We start from the raw sequence: 21,654 nt of genomic DNA, 5'->3' as shown, positions 1-21,654 counted from the left end.
TGTAAATCCTCCTAGAAAAAATTAAGGCAAAAGGTTAAGTAATGTAGTTCAGAATGTTTACACATAATATTTTAATGTAAGTATATTAACACATATAAAATAAATAATCATTATAAGGTTCTCATTTATAGAGTGTAGAGTCCAAATATGAAATATTGCATATGAAAATACATTGAAGTTCATATTGCTGATTACTATAATCTATTTAGTAGAAAGGAAATATGTTATATAAATAAAATTATTATAGATTAATATAATGATTAAATATTATTAATAGGAGGAGTGATGTAATGAATATATTAAAAAGAATATCTATTTCAGCTGTAATCATTTCGACATTTTTAGGAATAGGGGAGACTGTCAATATTGTAAATGCTGATTCTATAGAACAACAGAGTAAATTAGGGATAGAACAAGAAACAGATAAGCAAATCATTGTAAAATTCAATGCGGATTTGAAATTACCATATGAAGATGGTATTGAAAAACAGATACAAGATCAAGCAAGCGATAAAGTACTAGAAGATCTTTTGGTAGAATATCCAAGTGTAACATTCACTCGCTTATTCACATCTGTAAGTCCAGAAGAAATACAAGAACTTGAAGTGAAAGCACCTAATAATGTATCTACAAGTTTATTAAGCTACTATATTCTTCAAACTCAAAATGGTGAGCAAAAAGAAGAACTAGTAGATAAGTTAAAAACATCTTCTTTAATAGAAGATGTGTATATGAAGAAACAAGAAAAAATAACACCACCGGAAGTGCAACCATTAAGTGTAGCTCTTAGCCCTAATAGCAATCCTAGATATAAAAAACAAGGTTACCTTGATGCGGCACCATACGGTATTAATGCGCCTTTTGCCTGGGGAGTCCAAGGTGGTAATGGAAGTGATATAACCTTTGTTGATATGGAATATGGATGGCTATTAAATCATGAGGATTTAATACATCAAAATATTGAATTAATGTCTGGGAGAAATATAGATCAGCATGTTGGACATGGAACGTCTGTACTAGGGATTGTATCCTCTGAGGATAATGAGGTTGGGAATATTGGGATTGCGCCAAAAGCGAAAGCGAAAGTGATTTCTCAAATAAGAGATAACGGACAGTATAATACAGCTGATGCAATATTAAGTGCTGTAAATCAGTTAGAAGCTGGGGATGTTTTATTATTAGAGGCACAAGCTTCCTTTGATGGATATGGTGATAAATATTTACCTGTTGAAATACAACCAGATATCTTTGATGCGATTCGTGCTGGTACAGATAAAGGTGTTGTTATTATAGAAGCTGGAGCAAATGGGTGGAATGATTTAGATCAATTTAAAGATAGAAATGGTAAACAAGTCTTAAATCGTAATAGTAAAGATTTTAAAGATTCAGGTGCAATTATGGTAGGCGCGGGTTCTTCATCTTTCCCTCATGAGCGTATGTGGTTTTCAAATTATGGAAGTCGGATTGATGTGTACGGGTGGGGAGAAAATGTAGATACAACTACAGCCGAGCAAAGTCGAAGTGCTGTAAATCTGTATACTTCAAGCTTTAGTGGAACATCTAGTGCTTCACCCATTATTGCAGGAGCAGCGACTTTAGTACAAAGTATTGCTAAAGAAAATTTAGGACAACCATATAGACCAAGTGAATTAAGAACGATATTAAGTAACCGTAACACTGGAACGAGATCTAAGGATCCATCTTCAGATAAAATTGGTGTTTTACCAGATTTGAAGTCTATACTAGTAGATTTAGGGTATGAACGAAGAGAACCGAACGGTGGGAATGAGTTACAAGTAACAGAAAATGAACCAAATAATGAACGTAGACAGGCAAATAAAGTCTCCTTTCATACACCAATGAAAGGAAAACTAGATAATCGTGATAAGGTAGATGTATTTACTTTCCAAATTGACTCACCCGAAAATATTAAAATTTCTCTACTAAATGAACAAAACATTGGAATGACATGGGTACTTCATCATGAATCAGATTTAAACAACTATGTAGCATATGGTGAAAATGAAGGGAATGTAGTTAAAGGAACTTATAATGCAAAGCCAGGTAAATATTATTTATATGTCTATAAGTATGAGAATAAAGATGGTTCATATGTATTGAACATAAAATAAACAAAAGGAACTTCAGATGAAGTTCCTTTAAATTTTTCTAATTCAGTATATGTGAATGATTTTTTAACTTTACTTCTATGCAATATTTCATATTGATAAAATGTTATTTATTTTTTATGAACTAGCTTATATTATATTCAATAAGTTTAATATAAAACAGAAAAAGGAGAAATAATAGTGAGCAATAAGAAATTTACTTTGAAATTATTCATATGTAGTATGATATTTATCACATCTGTATTTGCTTTACATGATAAGCGAGTCGTTGCAGCTAGCTCTGTTAATGAGTTTGAAAATTGGTCAAAATGGATGCAACCTATACCTGATAACATCCCGTTAGCACGAATTTCAATTCCAGGAACACATGATAGTGGAACGTTCAAATTACAAAATCCAATTAAGCAAGTATGGGGGATGACGCAAGAATATGATTTTCGTTACCAAATGGATCATGGAGCTCGTATTTTTGATATAAGAGGACGTTTAACAGATGATAATACGATAGTTCTTCATCATGGGCCATTATATCTTTATGTAACACTGCATGAATTCATAAGCGAAGCGAAACAATTTTTAAAAGATAACCCAAGTGAAACGATTATTATGTCTTTAAAAAAAGAGTATGAGGATATGAAAGGGGCAGAAGGTTCCTTTAGTAATACGTTTGAAAAAAATTATTTTGTTGATCCTATCTTTTTAAAAACAGAAGGAAATATAAAACTTGGAGATGCTCGTGGGAAAATTGTACTATTAAAAAGATATAGTGGTAGTAATGAATCTGGAGGATATAATAATTTTTATTGGCCAGATAATGAGACGTTTACGACAACTGTAAATCAAAATGTAAATGTAACAGTACAAGATAAATATAAAGTGAGTTATGATGAGAAAGTAAAATCTATTAAAGATACGATTAATGAAACGATGAATAATAGTGAGGATTTAAATCACCTATATGTTAATTTTACAAGCTTGTCTTCAGGTGGTACAGCATGGAATAGTCCATATTACTATGCCTCTTATATAAATCCTGAAATTGCAAACTATATAAAACAAAAGAGTCCTACAAGAGTAGGTTGGATAATTCAAGACTACATAAATGAAAAGTGGTCACCATTACTGTATCAAGAAGTTATAAGAGCGAATAAGTCACTTATAAAAGAATAAAGATGATGAGAGTAAGAAGCGATAAAATACGTCGATTCTTATTGAAAATACAGTGTATTTTGTAAACGGAACAATTATCGAGTTATTTCAATCGATGTTTCATTATGAAAAGACTAAACTTTTAAATCGGATTAATTTTAAGTGAAAAATGAGTATAATTAACTTTGTGAAAAAGCAACTGATCATAAGTGATCAGTTGCTTTTTATTTTCAAAGTGGATGAGCAAAAAAACATAAAAGTGGTTGGTCCGTTTTTTGCAAACATCCATTATGATAAGAGAAGAAAGGTAGTATGTTATTAACGTTTTAAAGAGGAAGTTCTTTATTAAAATAGATTGTCTTTAGAGAGGTGAAAATACAATGAGTTTTGCAATTTCACTAGTCGTTATTATTGTAATTGGATCGTTGTTTGGGACCGTGTTAGTTGCACGAAATGTGGAGGAGAATTACGGCAAGTCTACAAAGAGAAATGTGAAAAACTTATCAACTATTTATATTCTCCTTCTTTTCGTACTACTTGTTGGAGTAACGTGGTATGCAGTAGTGATTTAATAGTTTTGAAAGAACAAGGTTAACATTGTATATGATGGAGGAGTATGATTTTGATAAAAAATGAACGCCACGTTTTAATTGTTTTTCCGCATCCAGATGATGAGTCATATTGCGTGGCAGGTACAATTTTAGCTTATGGGCAGCGAAATGTTCCTCTTACTTATGTTTGCTTAACGTTAGGTGAAATGGGGAGAGCAATGGGGAATTCTCCTTTTGTAACACGTGAATCATTATATGCGATAAGAGAGAAAGGACTAAAGAAGGCTACAAATATTTTAGGGATTAAAGATGTACGTATGATGGGATATCGTGATAAAACTCTTGAATTTGAAACTCCCGGAGAGTTAAGACATGTCATAGAAAACTGTGTGGAAGAATTGAATCCTTCATTGGTCATTTCTTTTTATCCGGGATATGCAGTACATCCAGATCATGATGCAACAGGAGAAGCGGTAGCCGAGGCATTGGCTAATATTCCAGAATATAAAAGGCCAACATTTTATGCGGTAGCTTTTTCGAAGAATCATGAAGTAGAAATAGGACCTCCGCATTTTAAAAATGAAGTGAAAGAATATGTCCCCAAAAAGCTCGAGGCATTGCAAGCACATGCATCACAATTTGCGACGAAAGTAACGGAACTAAAAAGAGAGTATGAAGAAGGTGCACCGGAAACAGTAGAGTGGTTAGAAAAGGAACCATTTTGGATATATTCATTCAAAGATAAGAATAAGTGATGTTATAGCTGAAGGTGATGTATATGTATTTTGAATATAAGAATCAAAAAATTTCTTACAATATAGAAGGATCAGGTCCTGTTATATTGTTATTACACGGTCTTGGTGGGAACGCAAACAATTGGCTATATCAAAGGCAATATTTTAAAGAGAATTGGACAGTGATTTCTCTTGATTTACCGGGGCATGGGAAATCTGAAGGGTTGGAAATCCCTTTTAAAGAATACGCAAATGTTTTGTATGAGTTATGCAATTATTTAAAGCTACAAAAAGTAGTCATTTGTGGTCTTTCAAAAGGGGCTAGAGTCGGTATCGATTGCGCTATTCAATATCCAGACTTTGTTTCTAGCCTAATTGTTGTAAATGCATTTCCCTATTTGGATCCTGAAGATCGAAAAAAACGACTTGAAGTATATGATTTACTTAGCTTACATGATAATGGGAAAACATGGGCGGATACATTGTTGAAGGCGATGGGGGTAGCAAATAATGAAGTAATTGTCAGGGGATTTTATCAATCTTTACAGTCTATTAATCCGGTGCATATTCAAAGGTTATTTGCTGAATTAGTAGATTATGATCAAAGACCGTTTCTTTCAAATATTTCATGTCCTACTTTAATTATAAGAGGGGAAAATGATGATTTCGTTCCCGAGAAATATGTAAGAGAGTTTGAAAGACGTTTGAAAAATACAACTTTTATTGAGTTTAAAAATAGTGGACACTTACCTTATTTAGAACAGCCGACTAGCTTTAATATGACGGTAGAAAGATTTTTAAATCACGTAATAAATTAATACTATTATTACAGTGAATACTGTTATTAGCGAATCAAGGATAGTTCGTTTTGAAAGGAGGAAACAGGATGGAATGGAAACCAAATCGTGCAGATAAGACGCCTGTATATAAACAAATAGCTGATTATATTGAAAGGGGTATTTCTTCAGGTGAGTTTCCTTCTGACAGCAAGTTACCTTCTGAGCGTATGTTAGCAAAAGAATTGCAGGTGAACCGGAGTACAATAGTAGCTGCGTATGAAGAATTAAAATCACTTGGAGTAGTAGAACGGCAAAAAGGAAGCGGAACACGGGTGAATACAGACATATGGGGTGTTTCACATAAACGAATACCGAACTGGGGTAGGTATGTTGAGGATGGATCGTTCTTACCTAATGTGCCACTCGTTCAACAAATTCGAACGGAAATACAAAAAGATGACTTAATTAATTTAGCAAGTGGTGAATTGTCACCAGAGTTAATTCCAAGTGATAGATTCCGAACGATTTTGTCGGAGAAAACATTTATGGAAAACCTCGGTTATGACCATCCACTTGGAAATGAAATGTTGAGAAAAACAATTGCAGCACATGTTCAGCAATATAAACAAATTGAAGCCGATTCGAATGCTATCCTTATAACATCTGGAGCACAACAGGCACTTAATCTTATCGTTCAATGTTTATTAAAACCTGGCGATGCGATTGCAATTGAAGATCCGTCGTATTGTTTTTCATTACCGATGTTTAAATCCGCGGGCTTACAAATATTCCATCTACCTGTTGATCAGCATGGAATGAATCCAGATGATTTAATTGATTTGCATAAAAAGCATCGTATTCGCATGGTATTTTTGAATCCAGATTATCAAAATCCAACGGGAACAGTGCTTTCATTAGCAAGACGTAAAAAGATTTTAGAACTGTCTTCTGAATTTGGTATACCGATTGTAGAAGATGATCCGTATAGCTTAACGTCATTTAATGGAGAAGTGAATCCAACATTAAAATCAATGGATCAAAACGGGAATGTTCTTTATATAAGTTCATTATCAAAAATTGTTGCATCAGGATTACGTATTGGCTGGGTAATTGGCCCTACGCGTGTAATAGAACGTTTAGCGGATGCGAAGCAGCAAGTTGATTTTGGCCATAGCGTATTTACGCAGTGGGTGGCAAATCAATTTTTAGAATCAGAAGATTTTCATGCACATATTACAATGCTTCGTGAACAATTGAAAGAAAGAAGAGATGTGTTAATTAGAAAGCTTGAAGAAATATTGGGGGACCAGGTTGAATTTTTTGTTCCAGAGGGTGGAATACATTTATGGTGCAAAGTGCAAGGAACGTTTGATGAATATCATTTATTAGGCGAATCTATACGAAATGGTGTAGCGTTTGTCCCGGGTAGTGTTTTAGGTACTAAAAGTGAATATATTCGTTTTACTTTTGGGAGAGTAAATGCCGAACAAATTCAGCTGGGAATGACAAGGTTTGCTAAAACGTTAAATGAGATTTCATAATAGAGATGCGTAATGTTGAAATGAGGGAAAGAAATGAAGTACGTGACGCTTTTACTTCAAGTAGGCGTGCTATATGTATTTAGTTTAGTTGGTACGTGGATTCAGGGAGAATTCCATCTATCAATGCCAGGAAGTTTAATTGGGATGTTAATGCTGTTTCTACTCCTTGCTACTCGTATTTTACCATTAAAGTGGTTTGAGGAAGGGGCGGAAAAATTAATTGTCTTTTTACCGTTATTTCTAATTCCTTCGACAACAGGGCTGATGGAATATGGGTCTTTTCTTTTCAGTAAAGGGAGCGTTATATTTCTTTTAGTAGTTGTAAGCACGGTAGTAACTTTGATTATTTCAGGGTATATAAGTCAATTATTAGTAACATCAAAAAAATAAAATCGACAAGGTGCAAGATGCAAATGGTCTTAATTATTATTACTGTAGTAATGTATGTATTCGCGACAAAGTTATATAAAAAAATTCCGTTTCCATTTACGTTACCGGTGCTAACAGTTACAGCAAGTATGATTTGCTTATTTTTGATTTTTGGTATTTCTCATCAAGAGTATAGAGAAAATGGGGGGAATATTCTTTCCGGTTTATTGAGTCCTGCAATTGTAGCGTTAGCAATACCATTATTTAAAGAGCGAAACATACTTATGAAAAACTTTTTGTCGATACTTATCGGCGTAGCAGTAGGTATAGTGGCTTTAACGAGTATGAATGTAGTGATTGGCGGGATGTTAAATATAGATAAGGAACTCATATTAACGACACTGCCGCAATTAGCGACGATGCCTATCGCCATATCATTAGCGGATCAAATTGGCGGCATTCCATCTATGACTTCTAGTTTTGTAGTTGTTGCAGGAATAACAGGTGCTATTATCGGACCGACAGTACTGCAGTTTTTCCGAATAACAAGTACGATTGGTAAAGGAGTGGGGATGGGGTGCGCATCACATATTATCGGTGTGAGCCGCCTCGTGAAGGAAGGCGAGAAAGAGGCGACTATCGGTTCGGTAACGATGATTGTAACAGGAATACTCATTAGTATATTTATACCGTATGGAACGAAATTTTTATTTTAACATGTAATGGAGATGAGAAAATGACAACATGGTTTATAGTTACTTTATTTATTTTTGGAGCTCTTAAAGTACTCGTTTCTAGTATGCCAACTTCTGTTGTAGAATCAATTATTAGTAGATTTGAGTTGCATCAAAAACTTGAGGAAGAGAATACCTCTATATCGATAGATGGAAAAAATATAGAGGGAGAAATGAAACTACAAGTTATTCATGAATTTAATGAAGCTTTATTTTTAGATAAACATTATTTCCCACCGCACGGGGAAGGAACACCGATCGTTATTAACACGAAGAAAGGGAATAAAGAGATCAGGTTTTCTCTATATAGCTATGAGGAACATGTTGATGTAATCAAGCAATATAAGAAGAAAATCGTTGCCTACCGTTTACGTTCAAAAAGTCTTCAAAATCCCGCATCATTAGCAATAACTGAAGATTATGCTTAGGAAGAGATCTATAATGGTCTCTTTATTTTTGTATGAAATGATATACTTTCCAAATAAAAGAAAAGAAAATCATATAGCCGAATAAAGAGTATGTATGATTCCAATCCAAGCTATGAATAAATAAACCGAAGCTTTCAGCAACCTGTTCAAAAATACTGGCACAAATACCTATTGAAATAATAAATAGAATTCTAGAAACTGCAGATAATGTTTTTGAAATTTGTATGAAAATCGTTGTTAAAATCGGTAGTACAAACAAAGTAAAGCCGATGTTAACTGAAAATATGGAGGAGAATGGTCTAACTGGGAAAGAATATATTTGTTTCGCAACAAATAAAGCATCTAAGCAAGTTCCAATCGTAGAAGAGAGTAAGATTGTAACGACTAATGCGAAAAGGTTATTCTTCTTCTCGAAGAAGGACGTTTTTCTTTGCAAGAATAGCGAGTTCAATTTTTTCGAGCGTTTTACAGTAATCTTCTGTAATTTGTCCATTTATATTTTCCTCCTTATCTACTAAGTAATTTACAACTTGCCAGTCCGTAAACCAATCTTCACTGTCAACTGCTTCATGCTTCATATCTCGCCATGCATAGATGAGTGCAGGACTGTATATACGATAAGCGCCACTACGCAACTGGCATTTCTTTATTCGACGCTTATAAAACTCACGGGAGAAAGATTCATTTACACTTGAAAATAAATGAGGCCAGTAATCTTTCCTTGATCCTGTATGCGGATGGTGCTGGGCCCAGCTTATTATTTGAGATAAAACATGTGTGTCTCGAAATAATAATGAATACAACCTTTTTCCAATTAAGATTCGTTCGTGTAAGGAAGTGAAATGTTTCATTGTATCACCAAATAGTAATACTTTGTGTTTCTTATCATTTTCGTAGAATGGGAAAAGGATATGATTAAACTGAAAGAAATCAAAGAGTTTAAATCCAATACTATTAAGTACAGTCTTTTTAAATTGTATATTTTGTATCACTCTTTTTTCTAAGTAATTTTGTTCATTAATAATAGTTGCAATGGCTAATGTTTTTTTGTTACCTGTTTTCCAAAAATCATTCCACATCGTTTCCATAAATGTAGAAACATTTAGGTGAGGGAGAAGGTGAAATAGTTTTTGTGCTCTTTTTACACTTTGTTCATAAAGCAGAAATTGAGGATATACATCTTGGAAAATAAGCCAATTCCCTCTTTCTAAAAAAGAAAAAAATGTGATTTGATCTTTCTCTGATAAAATTTTCGTATATAAATCGCCCTTCAAATCAGTCATATTCCAACCGCCGTTACGTGATACCATATGCCCAAGTAGTGCCCAATGTATTTCTGGATATTGAATGTAAAATTGGTAGTATGCGCGTGTTCTTGTAACATTATTTTTATTTAGCTGTTCTGTTTGTATTTTTATGCTGTTGAGGATGAGTTGCTCTTCTTGCGTTAATTTATACATCGTGCCAGAATGAATGAGCTTGCTTTTTTGTTTCAATTCATTTTTTACATCAAATAGGGAGAGAGGCAATGCTTTGGAAAGTCCGTTATATGTATGATTTGAATTGCTTCGGTACATTCCATTACCTCCTTTTTTCATAAAATTAAACATGATTATTGGCTATGAATCATTCTATTTATTTTATTACGAGTATAAGAAATAAATGAGCGGTGTTTTTTATAAGGGTTTATATCATGCAAAAAGTATAAAAAGTCTTACTGTTGTGAGGGGAAATAAAAAACAGAAACTATGTTTAATAGTTTCTGTTTTTTTTATTTTGTCAATTAAATGTAACAAACGACGATTATGATTTAAATCAATTGAAAATAATTCAATAAATTTTATAAATACAATTTTAATTGAAATGTGTGGTAGGAGGAAAAGAAATGCTAAATAAAATAATTTTAATTACTGGTGGTACAGGTTCGTGGGGACATGAACTTATAAAACAACTATTAGAAAAATCACCGGAAGAAATTAGGGTTTTTTCAAGGAATGAAACGGTCCAGTTCGAAATGCAGCAACAGTTTATAAATGATGATAGATTAAAATTTATTATTGGAGATATTCGTGATAAAGATCAACTAGCCTATGCTTGCCAAGGTGTACATTATGTATTCCATCTTGCAGCTTTAAAACATGTTCCAGTATGTGAGTATTATCCTTATGAAGCTATAAAAACCAATATACATGGTACACAAAATGTAATTGAAGCATCTATACAGATGCAAGTAGAGAAAGTTATATATGTTTCAACGGATAAAGCAGCCGATCCATCAAATACGTATGGGATGACAAAAGCAATTGGTGAGAAGTTAATGGTTCATGCGAATGTACAAACGAAGAAAACAAAATTCATTTGTGTTCGTGGTGGAAATGTTTTAGGGACGAGTGGAAGTGTAGTACCGCTTTTTAAACAACAAATTAAAAAATCTTCACAAGTAGGGATTACCGATGCGAATATGACTAGATTTTTCTTAACAGTTGAAGATGCTGTTGGATTGTTATTTAAAGCCGTATATCAAGGTAGAGGCGGGGAAATCTTTGTTATGAAAATGCCGGCATGTAAAATAACAGATTTAGCAGAAATATTAATTGAAGATTCGGAAAAAGAAAACGTTAAGGTAAAAGAGGTAGGGATAAGACCGGGTGAAAAATTAAGTGAAATGCTTCTATCTGAGGTAGAGAGTAAAACAAGTATAAGTTTTGATCAAAATTATTTTGTGGTACTACCGACGATTCCTATAGAAGGACTTCAAGAATATTATTCTAGCTATCCGCTAGTGGATGTGAAGAGTTTTAGTTCTCAACAAGACTTAATTGCAAAACATGAGGTGAAACAAATGCTATTAAAAGGAGGGTTTCTGCAATGAAAAAAAATGCGAGCCTTTTAATAACTGGTGCAAATGGTTTCACAGGACGCCATGCTTGCCAATATTTTTTAGAGCAGGGCTTTCATGTAATTCCTATGTTTCAAAATCGTGCACATAGAGAAAAAATTAGAAATGGTATTACTTGTAATTTAACTAATAAGAGCGAAGTAATGAAGGTAATGAAACAAATAAAGCCAGACTACGTATTGCATTTAGCAGGAAGGAATTCAGTTATAGAATCTTGGACAGCTGCTCTTGAGTATATAGAGATTAATGTAATAGGAACGTTATATTTATTAGAAGCAATTAAGCAAGAAGCCTCGCATTGTAGAACATTAGTTATAGGATCGGCTTTGCAAGCAGATAGTATGAACGAAATGAAAATTTCAAATCCATATAGTTTAAGTAAAACGATGCAAGTCATTATTGCAGAAGCTTGGGGAGGATTAATGGATTCAAATATTATCATTGCAAAGCCCTCAAATTTAATTGGTCCAGGGGAATCGAATGGCATTTGTTCGATTCTCGCAAAGAAAATGGTAGATATAAAATCAGGTAGAAGTAAAGCCATTATTGAAGTAAACAGTTTGAAAGATAGTAGAGATTTTCTAGATGTACGTGATGCGATTAAAGCGTATCATGTGTTATTACGAGATGGAATAAATGGAAAACAATATAATATTGGATCAGGAGTAAAACGGTCTTTATTAGATGTACTAGAACAATACAAAGAATTAACTCAGCTGAATTTTCCCATAAAAGAAGCAGAGCATAGTGGGAGCGAATCAAATGAGAGTTTAGTAATAGAGGATATAAAAAGGTTAGGTTGGGTCCCAGAAATTCAATTCCATCAATCATTAAAAGATGTACTCGAGTATGCGAAGTGTAGTGAAATCTGCATTCAATGAAAAATAAAAAGGGTGTAAGAAATATATGAATGGCTATAAAACAATAGATAATCAAAATACGCTATTTTTTGTAATTGTTGATACGCTGGACTGGGAAGATGAGGAAGAGCATGTTTTGTGTATCTATGAGGTGATAAATAAATGTCGAGCCTATGTGGAAGGTAAAAAGGATGATAGGAAAAATCCAGTAATAGGTACAGGAACTAGGCCTGTAATTCGAGTCTTTGCTCAGTATGAATGTAGTGAGTATGGAAATGATTATTATGATCTCATTAAAGATTTTTTGCAGGATATAGGATTTGAGTTAAATGTTTATATAAATAATAGATAAGTATAAAACAAGATTTTTAATGATAAAGGTGGATATAAATTATGAATAAAAAGATTCTCTTTACTGGGGGCGGTACAGCCGGACACGTAATGATTAATATGGTATTGATTCCTAAATTTATGGGAAAAGGATGGGGAGTTGAGTATATTGGATCTCAAAATGGAATTGAAAAACTATTAGTTCAAAATGTGAAATACAATAGTATTTCAACGGGAAAGCTTAGGAGATATTGGGATTGGGAAAACTTTAAAGATCCTTTTAAAATAATAAAAGGTTGCATACAAAGTTATAAATTGATGAAACGAATAAAACCAGATGTTATTTTTTCGGCAGGAGGATTTGTGTCCGTTCCTGTAGTAATAGGAGCGTGGATGAATAAAGTACCCGTAATAATACGTGAACCAGATAGTACGTTAGGATTAGCAAATAAAATAGCATTACCTTTTACTACAAAACTATGCACAACATTTCCTCAGACAGGAGAAAATGTAAGTAATGAGAAGAAGGTTTATGTAGGACCAATTGTAAGGGAAGAAATTGAGAGGGGCAACATATTGCGGGGAAGAAGCTATTGTAAATTTCAGCAAGATAAACCAGTATTGTTAATTATGGGTGGGAGTCAAGGTGCTCAATGGATAAATGATATGGTAAGGGGAAGTTTAGAAACATTACTATTAAATTTTAATATTGTTCATATGTGCGGTAAAGGGAAGGTGGATTCATCTATTGGCATGGAGGGCTATATACAATTTGAATATATAGGGGAAGAGTTACCGCATATACTAAATATGGCGAGTGTTGTAGTTTCGAGAGCGGGTTCTACTGCTATTTCTGAATTGTTATTTTTGAAGAAACCGATGTTGCTTATCCCGTTAACTAACAGTTCCAGTAGGGGAGATCAAGTTTTAAATGCTGAATATTTTTCTCGACAAGGATATGCAGAAGTTATATTCCAAGACAAAGTAAGTACGAATGCATTCATACATGCAGTAAATAAGCTGTATACAAATAAGGAGAAATATATTCAAAACATGAATGGATATACGAAAACAAATGATGAGGGGATTCATCATTTAATAGATATAATAAATGAAGTGGTGAAGTAATAGAAATGTAAATAGAAAAACAAAAGGAAAGAAGGTATCTTCTTTCCTTTTTACTATATTTGTTCAAATTCATTATTATTTATTCCAATTAGCTATGTACTATGGGCGAATACCGTTTTCTAATAGCTCAGTAAATGCATTAATATGAATAGGTTTACTATAATAGTAACCTTGAATAAACTGACATTTATTTTTTTGAAGGAAATTCACGTGTTCTTTCGTTTCTACACCTTCAGCAATGACAGACATTCCTAATGTATTTGCTAATGTGATGATTGTTTTAATAATTTCCATTCCATCGTCACACGTTTCAGACATTGTAATAAATTCTCTTGGGATTTTTAACGTATCGATTGGATATAAAGGTAAGTAAGCTAGCGAAGAATAGCCTGTACCAAAGTCGTCGATTGAAATGTGAATTCCTAAACTTTTTAGTGTACGCAATTTTATCAATGTTTCTCGCTCATCCATCATTGCAATTCGCTCTGTTAGCTCAAGATCGAGAGAACTTGCTGGTAAACCTGTATTTGCTAAAGTAGAAGAAATAGACTTTACAAAATCTTCTTGTTCAAATTCTTTAGCGGATAAATTTACACCTATTTTTAAATGTGAATATCCGAGTGCGTGCCAACGATTCATTTGCTCACAAGCCTGCTCTAATGTCCATTTTCCTATTGGAATAATTTGTAGTGTTTCTTCTGCAATCGGAATAAACTCGTATGGAGAAATAACGCCTAATTCAGGATGATTCCACCTGATTAAAGCTTCTGCACCGATAATTTTATTAGATTCACTATCAACTTGAGGTTGATACAAAAGGAACAATTCTTCATTTTGTATTGCATTTGGTAAATCTTTTTCTAATCGCAATCGTCTTTCAATTTTCTTAGCGATAACATCATCATAAATAGAGACAGAGTTAAGTTCTTTTGCTTTCGCATCATACATGGCAACATTAGCGTTTTTCAGAAGTGTAGCGGTATCGATTCCAGAATGTGGATAAATAGCGATGCCGATACTAAGTGATAAAGTTAATGTATGCTCATGTATGACAAACGGTTTTTCTATGCTTTCAAATAATTGGTTACATAACTCGAATAAGGAATCTTCGTCAGTATAATTTTCAATTAAGATAGTAAACTCATCACCACCGATTCTTGACAGATGAGTATGTGATGGAAGACAGGATTGGAATCGCTTTGCTACTTCTTCTAATATGTAATCTCCTGACGAATGTCCAAGTGTATCGTTAATTGCTTTAAAGCGATCTAAATCTAAGTATAATAATGCGAACTCACTGTCTGTTGTTTTAGCATTTTTTATAACCCTTTTTAATTTGTTATGGAAAAAGGCACGGTTCCCAATTTTTGTTACAGTATCATGGAATGCTAAATATTTTATTTCTTCTTGCTGTTTTTTTAGTGCAGTAATATCTTTCACCATTATATAACTTCCTGAAATTTGTCCGTCTATTATAATAGGGACGATGGTAACGTATAAAGAATAAGTAAAGCCATCTTTATATTTAGAACTTAGTTGCAAGTAAGCCGATTCTTGTTGTTTCACTTTTTCTAACGCAGATGCTAGTTTATATTTGTCTTCATCTAAAATAATTGAAAAACATGTTTCGCCAAGTAACTCGTTCGTTGGTGCTCCAAGTAGTATACTTCCGGCTTTATTTACATTTAAGAATACTCCATTTAAATCAATTGTAAAAATAGGATCAGGGTGATATTCATATAACGATTTGAATTTTTGTTGTTTTTGAGATAGAGCCTCAGATTTATGAACTAAATCTGAAGTCCGTAAAGTAACTTTTTCTTCTAGTTGAGCATTAAATGCTTGTAGACGTTTTGTTAGAGTATTGTTTTGCATACCTGCAATAAAATGGCGAATAAGTACAAAAATAAAAACGATACAATTTCCTATAATGAGAGTGGAAGATGATGTTTGTTCTTTTAGTGTAAACCCGATTAGTATTGCAACGGCAAGATAGGGGAATACAACTAAAACTTTTTTTCCTAGTTTAGGGTGTACAATAAAGTAATTTTTATTGCTATTATAATCATCTGAAATAGAACCAGCTATTGCAATAAATAATATAGGTATTCTATATAAAAGACGTAATAATGTTATAGCATCCTTTGTTAAATGGCTACATAAGTAGAAATAAATATAGTTAAAAGTTGCAGAACTTATTAATACAAAAATAAAAATATAAATTTTCCGTTTAGACTTAAAAACAGTTGGACGGAAAAAGAGACTAACACCAAGTAGAATAAATAAAAGGTCTGCGATGGGATATAGAAAAGAAAGGAAAATATCTCCCAGTGAAAGGGTAAATATATTTAAATCTGGCTGATTAAATAAATACCATTCTAATGTGAATATGGAAATGAGTACGATACATAAATCACAAATAAAGAAAACTTTTTCCCATTTATCGCATTCTTTTAAAATTTTATAGCAGAAAGCGATAAGACAGAAAAATAGAAAAAACAGGTAAAATACATCAGAAACAGTAAAACGATGTATTGGAATTTCGAAAAAGGTATCCTGATATGTATATACTATTTTTCCTAATAAAAAACTTCCGATTGCTATTGTGATACATATCCAAAACGGATTTGAATTGACTTTTTTAGAATATATAGAGTAAATGAGTGAAATGAATGTAATGGCTTCAACGATAAGTGAAGCGAAGCGTACATTTAAATTTGAAAATTGAGTAGGGAACAGATAGAAAAACATAAAATAGATTGAATAGCATATCAATGTTGCAATTAATATACATAGTTGTAAATTTTTATTTAATTTCAATAAAATCACCTTCTTTAATTATGCACTATATTCGTAATATCTATACATAATAATATTATTTAAGAATTGTAACAGATTTCCTTATAAAAATCATGTTTATAAGGAAAGTGTTAAAAAGTGTAATACTTCTTAAAATTAAAAAAGTGTTGTTTTTAATAATATGTACTTCATCAAGATTTTAAATGGGAATTGTATATTTAGTCATCTTTTGAATTCTATAGGTTTTTTAATAGTTCGCAAGTGAATATGCATAATTGCATAAAGATAATACATTCAATTTTATATAAAATGTTTTTGTTATAAAGTATGAACTAAACTTTTGTATGTATTTATTCTCATACTAATGAGGGATTTCAAAAAGAGGTTACGTATATACAATAATACGTAAGCATGTATGAAATTTTTAGTATGGGAGGAAAAGCATGAAGAATTGGGTGGAATTTCGAATAGCACGTCCAACTGATCAGTTTGAAAAGGTTATAGAATTTTATGAAAAAGGATTAGGGTTAAAACGTATAGGTGAATTCTACGATCATGAAGGCTATGATGGGGTCATGTTTGGACTCCCAGATGAAGAATATCATTTAGAATTTACAAGACATATAGATGGGAGTCCATGTCCAGCTCCGACGAAAGATAATTTACTCGTATTTTATATGCGGGAAGATAGTGAAATGAAAAAGATGAGTAAAAGGCTGCATGCATTGGGATATGATGAGGTCGAACCTGAAAACCCATACTGGAAAGACAAGGGGATAACGATAGAGGATCCAGATGGCTGGAGAATTGTGTTGATGAAATTAGAAGAATAATGTGTGATGATGCTTGAAGTGCAAGTAGGAGGAAATACGTAAAAGAGCTTTCTTTTGAGGGGATACACTCATGGAAGGCTTTTTTGTTTGGAATCTGAAAAATAAAATTTGAAATTATATTCTGAAAAGTTGTAAAATAAGAACGTATATTCCTATTGGTTTAAGAGAAGAGTCTGTAAAGATAAATAGAAAAGTAGGGGGCTTTTTATGAAATGCCGGATTAAGGATACAGAAATATATTATGAAATCATTGGCGAAGGACAACCAGTCATTATTATACATGGCTGTGCACCTGATCATAGGTTAATGCAGAGGTGCATGGAATCAGTATTCGAAAAATATAAAGGTTATCAAAGAATATATATTGATTTACCTGGCATGGGGAAATCGAATGCTCCAGATTGGATAAATAGTTCAGATCATATGTTAGAACTGTTACTTGCATGTATTGAAGAAATCATTCCAACGAAAAACTTTTTATTAGTAGGAGAATCTTATGGGGGATATTTAGCTAGAGGTATACTCACAAAGCTGTTTGAAAGAGTTAATGGATTACTATTAGTATGCCCTGTTGTTGTAGCGGAGCAAGAAAATAGGATTATCCCTAATAAACAGATAATTGTACAAGATAGGGAGTTTTTAAATACACTAACTGCCACTGATAGAGAAGAGTTTTGCGAGTTAGCAGTGGTCGCGAATGAATATACATATACGAGATTTAAAGAGGAGATTAAGCCGGGACTAGATATTGCTAATTATGAATTTATTGAAAGGTTGCAAAAGAATTACTCTTTTACTATGAATTTTCATCATATGAAATATGAGAAACCCGTTCTTTTACTAGCTGGAAGACAAGATATCTCGGTAGGTTATCAAGACATTATAAGAATTATTGATGATTATCCAAGAGCGACATTAGCGGTGTTAGATATGGCAGGGCATAATTTACAAATTGAACAACCTGAAGTATTCGAGAGTTTAGTAGGCGAGTGGATTAGACGAACAAATCAACAAAGTTTATAAAAGATGAATGAATATTTTCAAGGAGGAAGTATGAGTACATATATCTATATGGTTAGACATGGTGAATCACCAAAATTGGAAGGAAATGAAAGAACGCGTGGGTTAACTGAGAAGGGACATATGGATGCCTGTCGAGTAACTGACATATTAAAAGAGGAGAGAATTGATACTTTTATTTCCAGTCCCTATAATCGGGCTACGTTAACGATAGAAAAAGCAGCCGATTTCTATGAAAAAGAAATAGTAGTATATGAAAATCTCAAAGAGTGTATGTTTTCAAATGAGGGCCAGATTATATCAGATAAAGAGGTGTATCCACTTGTAAAGAAGATGTTCTCTGATCCGGATTTTGCACTAAAGGAAGGAGAGTCATACAAGGATTGTCAGGTAAGGGTAGTGAAAGTGTTAAAGGAAATATTAATGAATTTTCAAGGGCAAAAAATTGTAATTGGCACACATGGGCTTGTAATGACTTTAATGATGAATTATTTTGATAAGCAATACGGGTTTGAATTTCTTATACATGCATCGAAGCCCGACATATATAAGTTGGAATTTAAGGATGAGCAATTAATGAATGTAGAAAGATTATGGATAGGAGATAGAAAGAATCTTTATCAACTATTTTTAGAATCTTAAATCAATAAGTAATTATTCAGTTTCTGAATAATAGAATTGGAATTTGGTTTAAGTAAACAATTTTTAATGTAACAAAACTCCAAACGCTGGATTTATATTCAATTGGAGAAAAAGATGTAGAATTTTGTCTTACGGTCCCCGTTTACTTTTCATTTCATTACATATAGGCTTTGTGGTGTAAAGGAGGAAATCACCTTTACACAAAATTTATAAGGAGGACATTGTGATGAAAAAGATTAAAAAGTTTGCGGGAGTTGCTTTAGCGGGGACGATTGGATTAAGTGGACTACTGTTTTTAGAACCAAGTGTAAGCGCTGCAGAAATACAGCAGGTGAAAGAAGAAAACTTCAATGCAATTGATGTAACGATGAATCAAAGTGAATTTTATGTATTGAGTGGTAGAAGTATTGATGTTCTTTCTGGGGATAAAGAAGCAATTCAGCTAAATAAATACACAATTCGTTTTAGTAAACCGGGGAAGTATGTTGTTAGAGTAAACGGTTGTATTTATGATGATGTATATACTTTTATTGTGAATAAATAGTATATATTCTTAAACTGTGGGATGAAAAAGAAACACCCTATTTGCGGTGAGAATCGTAAATAGGGTGAATTTATTTGGATTAAGCTGTACTTTAAATATGTTCACTAATGTTCTTTTTGCTATGTAAAGTATGTAAAAGTGTTTGAAACATCTTAAATGATTGTTGAAAGATTGGACTTTGAATAAAGGTGTACAGAAAAGTTACGATGAAAACAGGACCTCCTAGCATAAATCCAATAACGAGTACAACACATTCTACTATAATTCTAGCACGGCTAATAGACAGCCCTGTTTTGTCGGAAATAGTAAGCATGAATCCATCGCGAGGTCCAGCACCAATCCCAGCCGCAACGTACATCCCTCCCCCGATACCTGTAATTGCAATACCAGCAAATAAAATGAGTAAGTTTATCCATAAAAAATCACTAGCGTTTGGAAGGATATTTGATTGTAAGAAAAAGTCCATAATGGGACCGATAAGTAGTGCATTTAAAAATGTACCCACATTTATATATTTTCGATCTACTAGTAAAGAAATGAGAACGAGACATAATCCACATATGACACTCCACGTACCAATCGTCAATCCAAACCTTTGGTAGAGAGCCATGTTTAAAACTTCCCAAGGATGTAAACCGAGAAATTTAACTTTGACTGCAAGAGCATTTCCAAGGCCGAAAAAAATTAATCCTAAGAAAAAAAGAAAATAGCGAAAGAGAGTTAGCCTCATCTTTAAAACCTCCCATATTGTATAATTATGTATATTACATGTAAGAGTTTTAATGTACAAATATTACGACTTTTTAGCTGGTATTTATAATTTCTAAAATACAAATGAAATATATATTCGCAGTCAAAAAAGTTAAAATATTTCGTTTTAAGGACTATAATAGAGAGAGAAACATAAAAGGGAGTGAATGAGTTTGAAACAAGAACTTATTGAAAGATTTACGAGATATGTAAAGATTGATACACAATCAAATGAAGAAAGTCATACAGTACCAACAACACCTGGACAAATTGAGTTTGGTAAGTTATTAGTGGAAGAGTTAAAAGAGATTGGCTTAACAGAAGTAACGATGGATGATAATGGGTATGTAATGGCAACACTTCCTGCTAATACGGATAAGGATGTTCCAGTAATTGGCTTTTTAGCACATTTAGATACGGCAACAGACTTTACAGGGAAAAACGTAAAGCCACAAATTCATGAAAATTTTGATGGCAATGCGATTACGTTAAATGAAGAGCTAAATGTTGTGTTAACGCCAGAACAGTTTCCAGAATTACCATCATATAAAGGACATACGATTATTACAACGGATGGTACGACACTTCTAGGAGCAGATGATAAAGCTGGTCTGACTGAAATTATGGTTGCAATGAACTATTTAATACATAATCCGCAAATTAAACATGGGAAAATAAGAGTAGCATTTACACCAGATGAAGAAATTGGTCGTGGGCCAGCGCATTTTGATGTAGAAGCGTTTGGTGCATCATGTGCTTATACGATGGATGGAGGTCCATTAGGTGGTTTAGAGTATGAAAGTTTTAATGCTGCAGGTGCTAAGTTAACGTTTAACGGAACGAATACACATCCTGGAACAGCGAAAAATAAAATGCGTAACGCAACTAAACTTGCCATGGAGTTTAATAGCTATTTACCGGTAGAAGAGGCGCCGGAATATACAGAGGGTTATGAAGGATTCTATCATTTACTTTCTTTAAATGGTGACGTTGAGCAAAGTAAAGCGTATTATATTATTCGAGATTTTGATCGTGAAAATTTTGAAGCGCGTAAACATAACGTTGAAAATATTGTGAAGCAAATGCAAGAGAAGTATGGACAAGATGCAGTCGTTTTAGAAATGAATGATCAATACTATAACATGCTTGAAAAAATTGAACCAGTGAGAGAAATTGTTGATATTGCATATGAAGCGATGAAAAGCTTAAATATCGAACCAAACATTCATCCGATTCGTGGTGGAACAGATGGATCACAATTATCGTATATGGGATTACCAACGCCGAATATTTTCACAGGTGGTGAAAACTATCACGGTAAATTTGAATATGTTTCGGTAGATACGATGGAAAAAGCTGTTCAAGTTATTGTGGAAATCGCAAGACGCTTCGAAGAACAAGCTTAAAAAAACCAAGTAGTGCGGATGCGCTACTT

Annotated in this window: 22 protein-coding genes and 1 pseudogene; 19 read left to right on the top strand and 4 right to left on the bottom strand. The window is 33.1% G+C overall.

The window, feature by feature from the left end:
* The first annotated feature begins 290 nt into the window (after positions 1 to 290).
* The 10 genes and pseudogenes from ACHZK0_RS18145 to ACHZK0_RS18100 all read left to right on the top strand — a co-directional run bounded on the left by ACHZK0_RS18145 (position 291) and on the right by ACHZK0_RS18100 (position 8,414).
* Positions 291 to 2,132, top strand: coding sequence for a S8 family peptidase (locus ACHZK0_RS18145; RefSeq protein ID WP_395760788.1), 1,842 nt, complete (start codon positions 291 to 293; stop codon positions 2,130 to 2,132).
* 177 nt (positions 2,133 to 2,309) lie between these two features.
* Positions 2,310 to 3,299, top strand: coding sequence for a phosphatidylinositol diacylglycerol-lyase (plcA, locus tag ACHZK0_RS18140; RefSeq protein WP_375811962.1), 990 nt, complete (start codon positions 2,310 to 2,312; stop codon positions 3,297 to 3,299).
* A gap of 31 nt (positions 3,300 to 3,330) precedes the next feature.
* A pseudogene (locus tag ACHZK0_RS18135) lies at positions 3,331 to 3,444 on the top strand (GntR family transcriptional regulator); the annotation flags it as partial.
* Between the two features lie 214 nt (positions 3,445 to 3,658).
* Positions 3,659 to 3,850: a hypothetical protein gene (locus tag ACHZK0_RS18130; RefSeq protein WP_061678165.1), complete on the top strand. Its 192-nt coding sequence runs from the start codon at positions 3,659 to 3,661 to the stop codon at positions 3,848 to 3,850.
* A gap of 53 nt (positions 3,851 to 3,903) precedes the next feature.
* Entirely contained in the window at positions 3,904 to 4,584 is a 681-nt protein-coding gene (gene bshB2 / locus ACHZK0_RS18125) for a bacillithiol biosynthesis deacetylase BshB2 (RefSeq protein WP_395761736.1), read from the top strand.
* A gap of 23 nt (positions 4,585 to 4,607) precedes the next feature.
* Positions 4,608 to 5,381: an alpha/beta fold hydrolase gene (locus ACHZK0_RS18120; RefSeq protein WP_270344162.1), complete on the top strand. Its 774-nt coding sequence runs from the start codon at positions 4,608 to 4,610 to the stop codon at positions 5,379 to 5,381.
* 68 nt (positions 5,382 to 5,449) lie between these two features.
* Complete coding sequence (locus ACHZK0_RS18115; RefSeq protein WP_262742782.1) at positions 5,450 to 6,883, top strand: PLP-dependent aminotransferase family protein; 1,434 nt, start codon at positions 5,450 to 5,452, stop codon at positions 6,881 to 6,883.
* Between the two features lie 33 nt (positions 6,884 to 6,916).
* The gene (locus ACHZK0_RS18110) at positions 6,917 to 7,273 is read left to right on the top strand and encodes a CidA/LrgA family holin-like protein (RefSeq protein WP_262742783.1); all 357 of its coding nucleotides are present in this window, start codon (positions 6,917 to 6,919) and stop codon (positions 7,271 to 7,273) included.
* Between the two features lie 23 nt (positions 7,274 to 7,296).
* Complete coding sequence (locus tag ACHZK0_RS18105; RefSeq protein ID WP_395760787.1) at positions 7,297 to 7,968, top strand: LrgB family protein; 672 nt, start codon at positions 7,297 to 7,299, stop codon at positions 7,966 to 7,968.
* 20 nt (positions 7,969 to 7,988) lie between these two features.
* Positions 7,989 to 8,414 (top strand): YfmQ family protein, encoded by a 426-nt coding sequence (locus tag ACHZK0_RS18100; protein WP_061678161.1) that lies wholly within the window; start codon positions 7,989 to 7,991, stop codon positions 8,412 to 8,414.
* 22 nt (positions 8,415 to 8,436) lie between these two features.
* Here ACHZK0_RS18100 and ACHZK0_RS18095 read toward each other — a convergent pair whose 3' ends face one another.
* Complete coding sequence (locus tag ACHZK0_RS18095) at positions 8,437 to 8,907, bottom strand: CBO0543 family protein (protein WP_395760786.1); 471 nt, start codon at positions 8,905 to 8,907, stop codon at positions 8,437 to 8,439.
* A complete protein-coding gene (locus ACHZK0_RS18090; protein ID WP_395760785.1) occupies positions 8,813 to 9,991 on the bottom strand; it encodes a DUF2515 domain-containing protein in 1,179 nt (392 codons plus the stop codon). The genes ACHZK0_RS18095 and ACHZK0_RS18090 overlap by 95 nt, the downstream gene beginning before the upstream one ends.
* 308 nt (positions 9,992 to 10,299) lie before the next feature.
* Here ACHZK0_RS18090 and ACHZK0_RS18085 point away from each other — a divergent pair, with 308 nt between their 5' ends.
* Genes ACHZK0_RS18085 through ACHZK0_RS18070 form a run of 4 tightly spaced genes read left to right on the top strand, consistent with a single transcriptional unit; the run spans position 10,300 to position 13,631 of the window.
* Positions 10,300 to 11,286, top strand: a complete 987-nt coding sequence (locus tag ACHZK0_RS18085) for a UDP-N-acetylglucosamine 4,6-dehydratase family protein (protein ID WP_262742787.1) — start codon at positions 10,300 to 10,302, stop codon at positions 11,284 to 11,286.
* A complete protein-coding gene (locus ACHZK0_RS18080; RefSeq protein WP_395760784.1) occupies positions 11,283 to 12,194 on the top strand; it encodes an NAD-dependent epimerase/dehydratase family protein in 912 nt (303 codons plus the stop codon). Before ACHZK0_RS18085 ends, ACHZK0_RS18080 begins: the two co-directional genes overlap by 4 nt.
* 25 nt (positions 12,195 to 12,219) lie before the next feature.
* The gene (locus ACHZK0_RS18075; RefSeq protein WP_395760783.1) at positions 12,220 to 12,525 is read left to right on the top strand and encodes a DUF6572 domain-containing protein; all 306 of its coding nucleotides are present in this window, start codon (positions 12,220 to 12,222) and stop codon (positions 12,523 to 12,525) included.
* Positions 12,526 to 12,566: 41 nt separating this feature from the next.
* Entirely contained in the window at positions 12,567 to 13,631 is a 1,065-nt protein-coding gene (locus ACHZK0_RS18070; protein ID WP_395760782.1) for an undecaprenyldiphospho-muramoylpentapeptide beta-N-acetylglucosaminyltransferase, read from the top strand.
* A gap of 99 nt (positions 13,632 to 13,730) precedes the next feature.
* Here ACHZK0_RS18070 and ACHZK0_RS18065 read toward each other — a convergent pair whose 3' ends face one another.
* Positions 13,731 to 16,451 (bottom strand): putative bifunctional diguanylate cyclase/phosphodiesterase, encoded by a 2,721-nt coding sequence (locus tag ACHZK0_RS18065; RefSeq protein WP_395760781.1) that lies wholly within the window; start codon positions 16,449 to 16,451, stop codon positions 13,731 to 13,733.
* 422 nt (positions 16,452 to 16,873) lie between these two features.
* On the opposite strand from ACHZK0_RS18065, the gene ACHZK0_RS18060 reads away from it, so the two are divergent.
* From ACHZK0_RS18060 to ACHZK0_RS18045, 4 genes are all read left to right on the top strand, one after another.
* Positions 16,874 to 17,263, top strand: coding sequence for a VOC family protein (locus tag ACHZK0_RS18060; RefSeq protein WP_395760780.1), 390 nt, complete (start codon positions 16,874 to 16,876; stop codon positions 17,261 to 17,263).
* Between the two features lie 207 nt (positions 17,264 to 17,470).
* Positions 17,471 to 18,286, top strand: a complete 816-nt coding sequence (locus ACHZK0_RS18055; protein ID WP_395760779.1) for an alpha/beta fold hydrolase — start codon at positions 17,471 to 17,473, stop codon at positions 18,284 to 18,286.
* Positions 18,287 to 18,316: 30 nt separating this feature from the next.
* Positions 18,317 to 18,925, top strand: a complete 609-nt coding sequence (locus tag ACHZK0_RS18050; RefSeq protein WP_262742485.1) for a histidine phosphatase family protein — start codon at positions 18,317 to 18,319, stop codon at positions 18,923 to 18,925.
* A 226-nt stretch (positions 18,926 to 19,151) separates the two neighbouring features.
* Positions 19,152 to 19,469, top strand: a complete 318-nt coding sequence (locus ACHZK0_RS18045) for a hypothetical protein (protein ID WP_262742484.1) — start codon at positions 19,152 to 19,154, stop codon at positions 19,467 to 19,469.
* 91 nt (positions 19,470 to 19,560) lie between these two features.
* Here ACHZK0_RS18045 and ACHZK0_RS18040 read toward each other — a convergent pair whose 3' ends face one another.
* Complete coding sequence (locus ACHZK0_RS18040; RefSeq protein ID WP_061678148.1) at positions 19,561 to 20,199, bottom strand: YczE/YyaS/YitT family protein; 639 nt, start codon at positions 20,197 to 20,199, stop codon at positions 19,561 to 19,563.
* Between the two features lie 193 nt (positions 20,200 to 20,392).
* Between ACHZK0_RS18040 and pepT the strand changes: the two genes are divergently transcribed.
* Positions 20,393 to 21,625, top strand: a complete 1,233-nt coding sequence (gene pepT / locus ACHZK0_RS18035) for a peptidase T (RefSeq protein WP_262742483.1) — start codon at positions 20,393 to 20,395, stop codon at positions 21,623 to 21,625.
* Positions 21,626 to 21,654 lie beyond the last annotated feature (29 nt).

Origin of the sequence: Bacillus sp. 3G2 (genome assembly GCF_044324725.1) — a bacterium.
Taxonomy (GTDB): Bacteria; Bacillota; Bacilli; order Bacillales; family Bacillaceae_G; genus Bacillus_A; species Bacillus_A mobilis.
The sequence above is the reverse complement of the archived record's forward strand: the minus strand, read 5'-3'. Positions and strand labels throughout refer to the sequence as shown.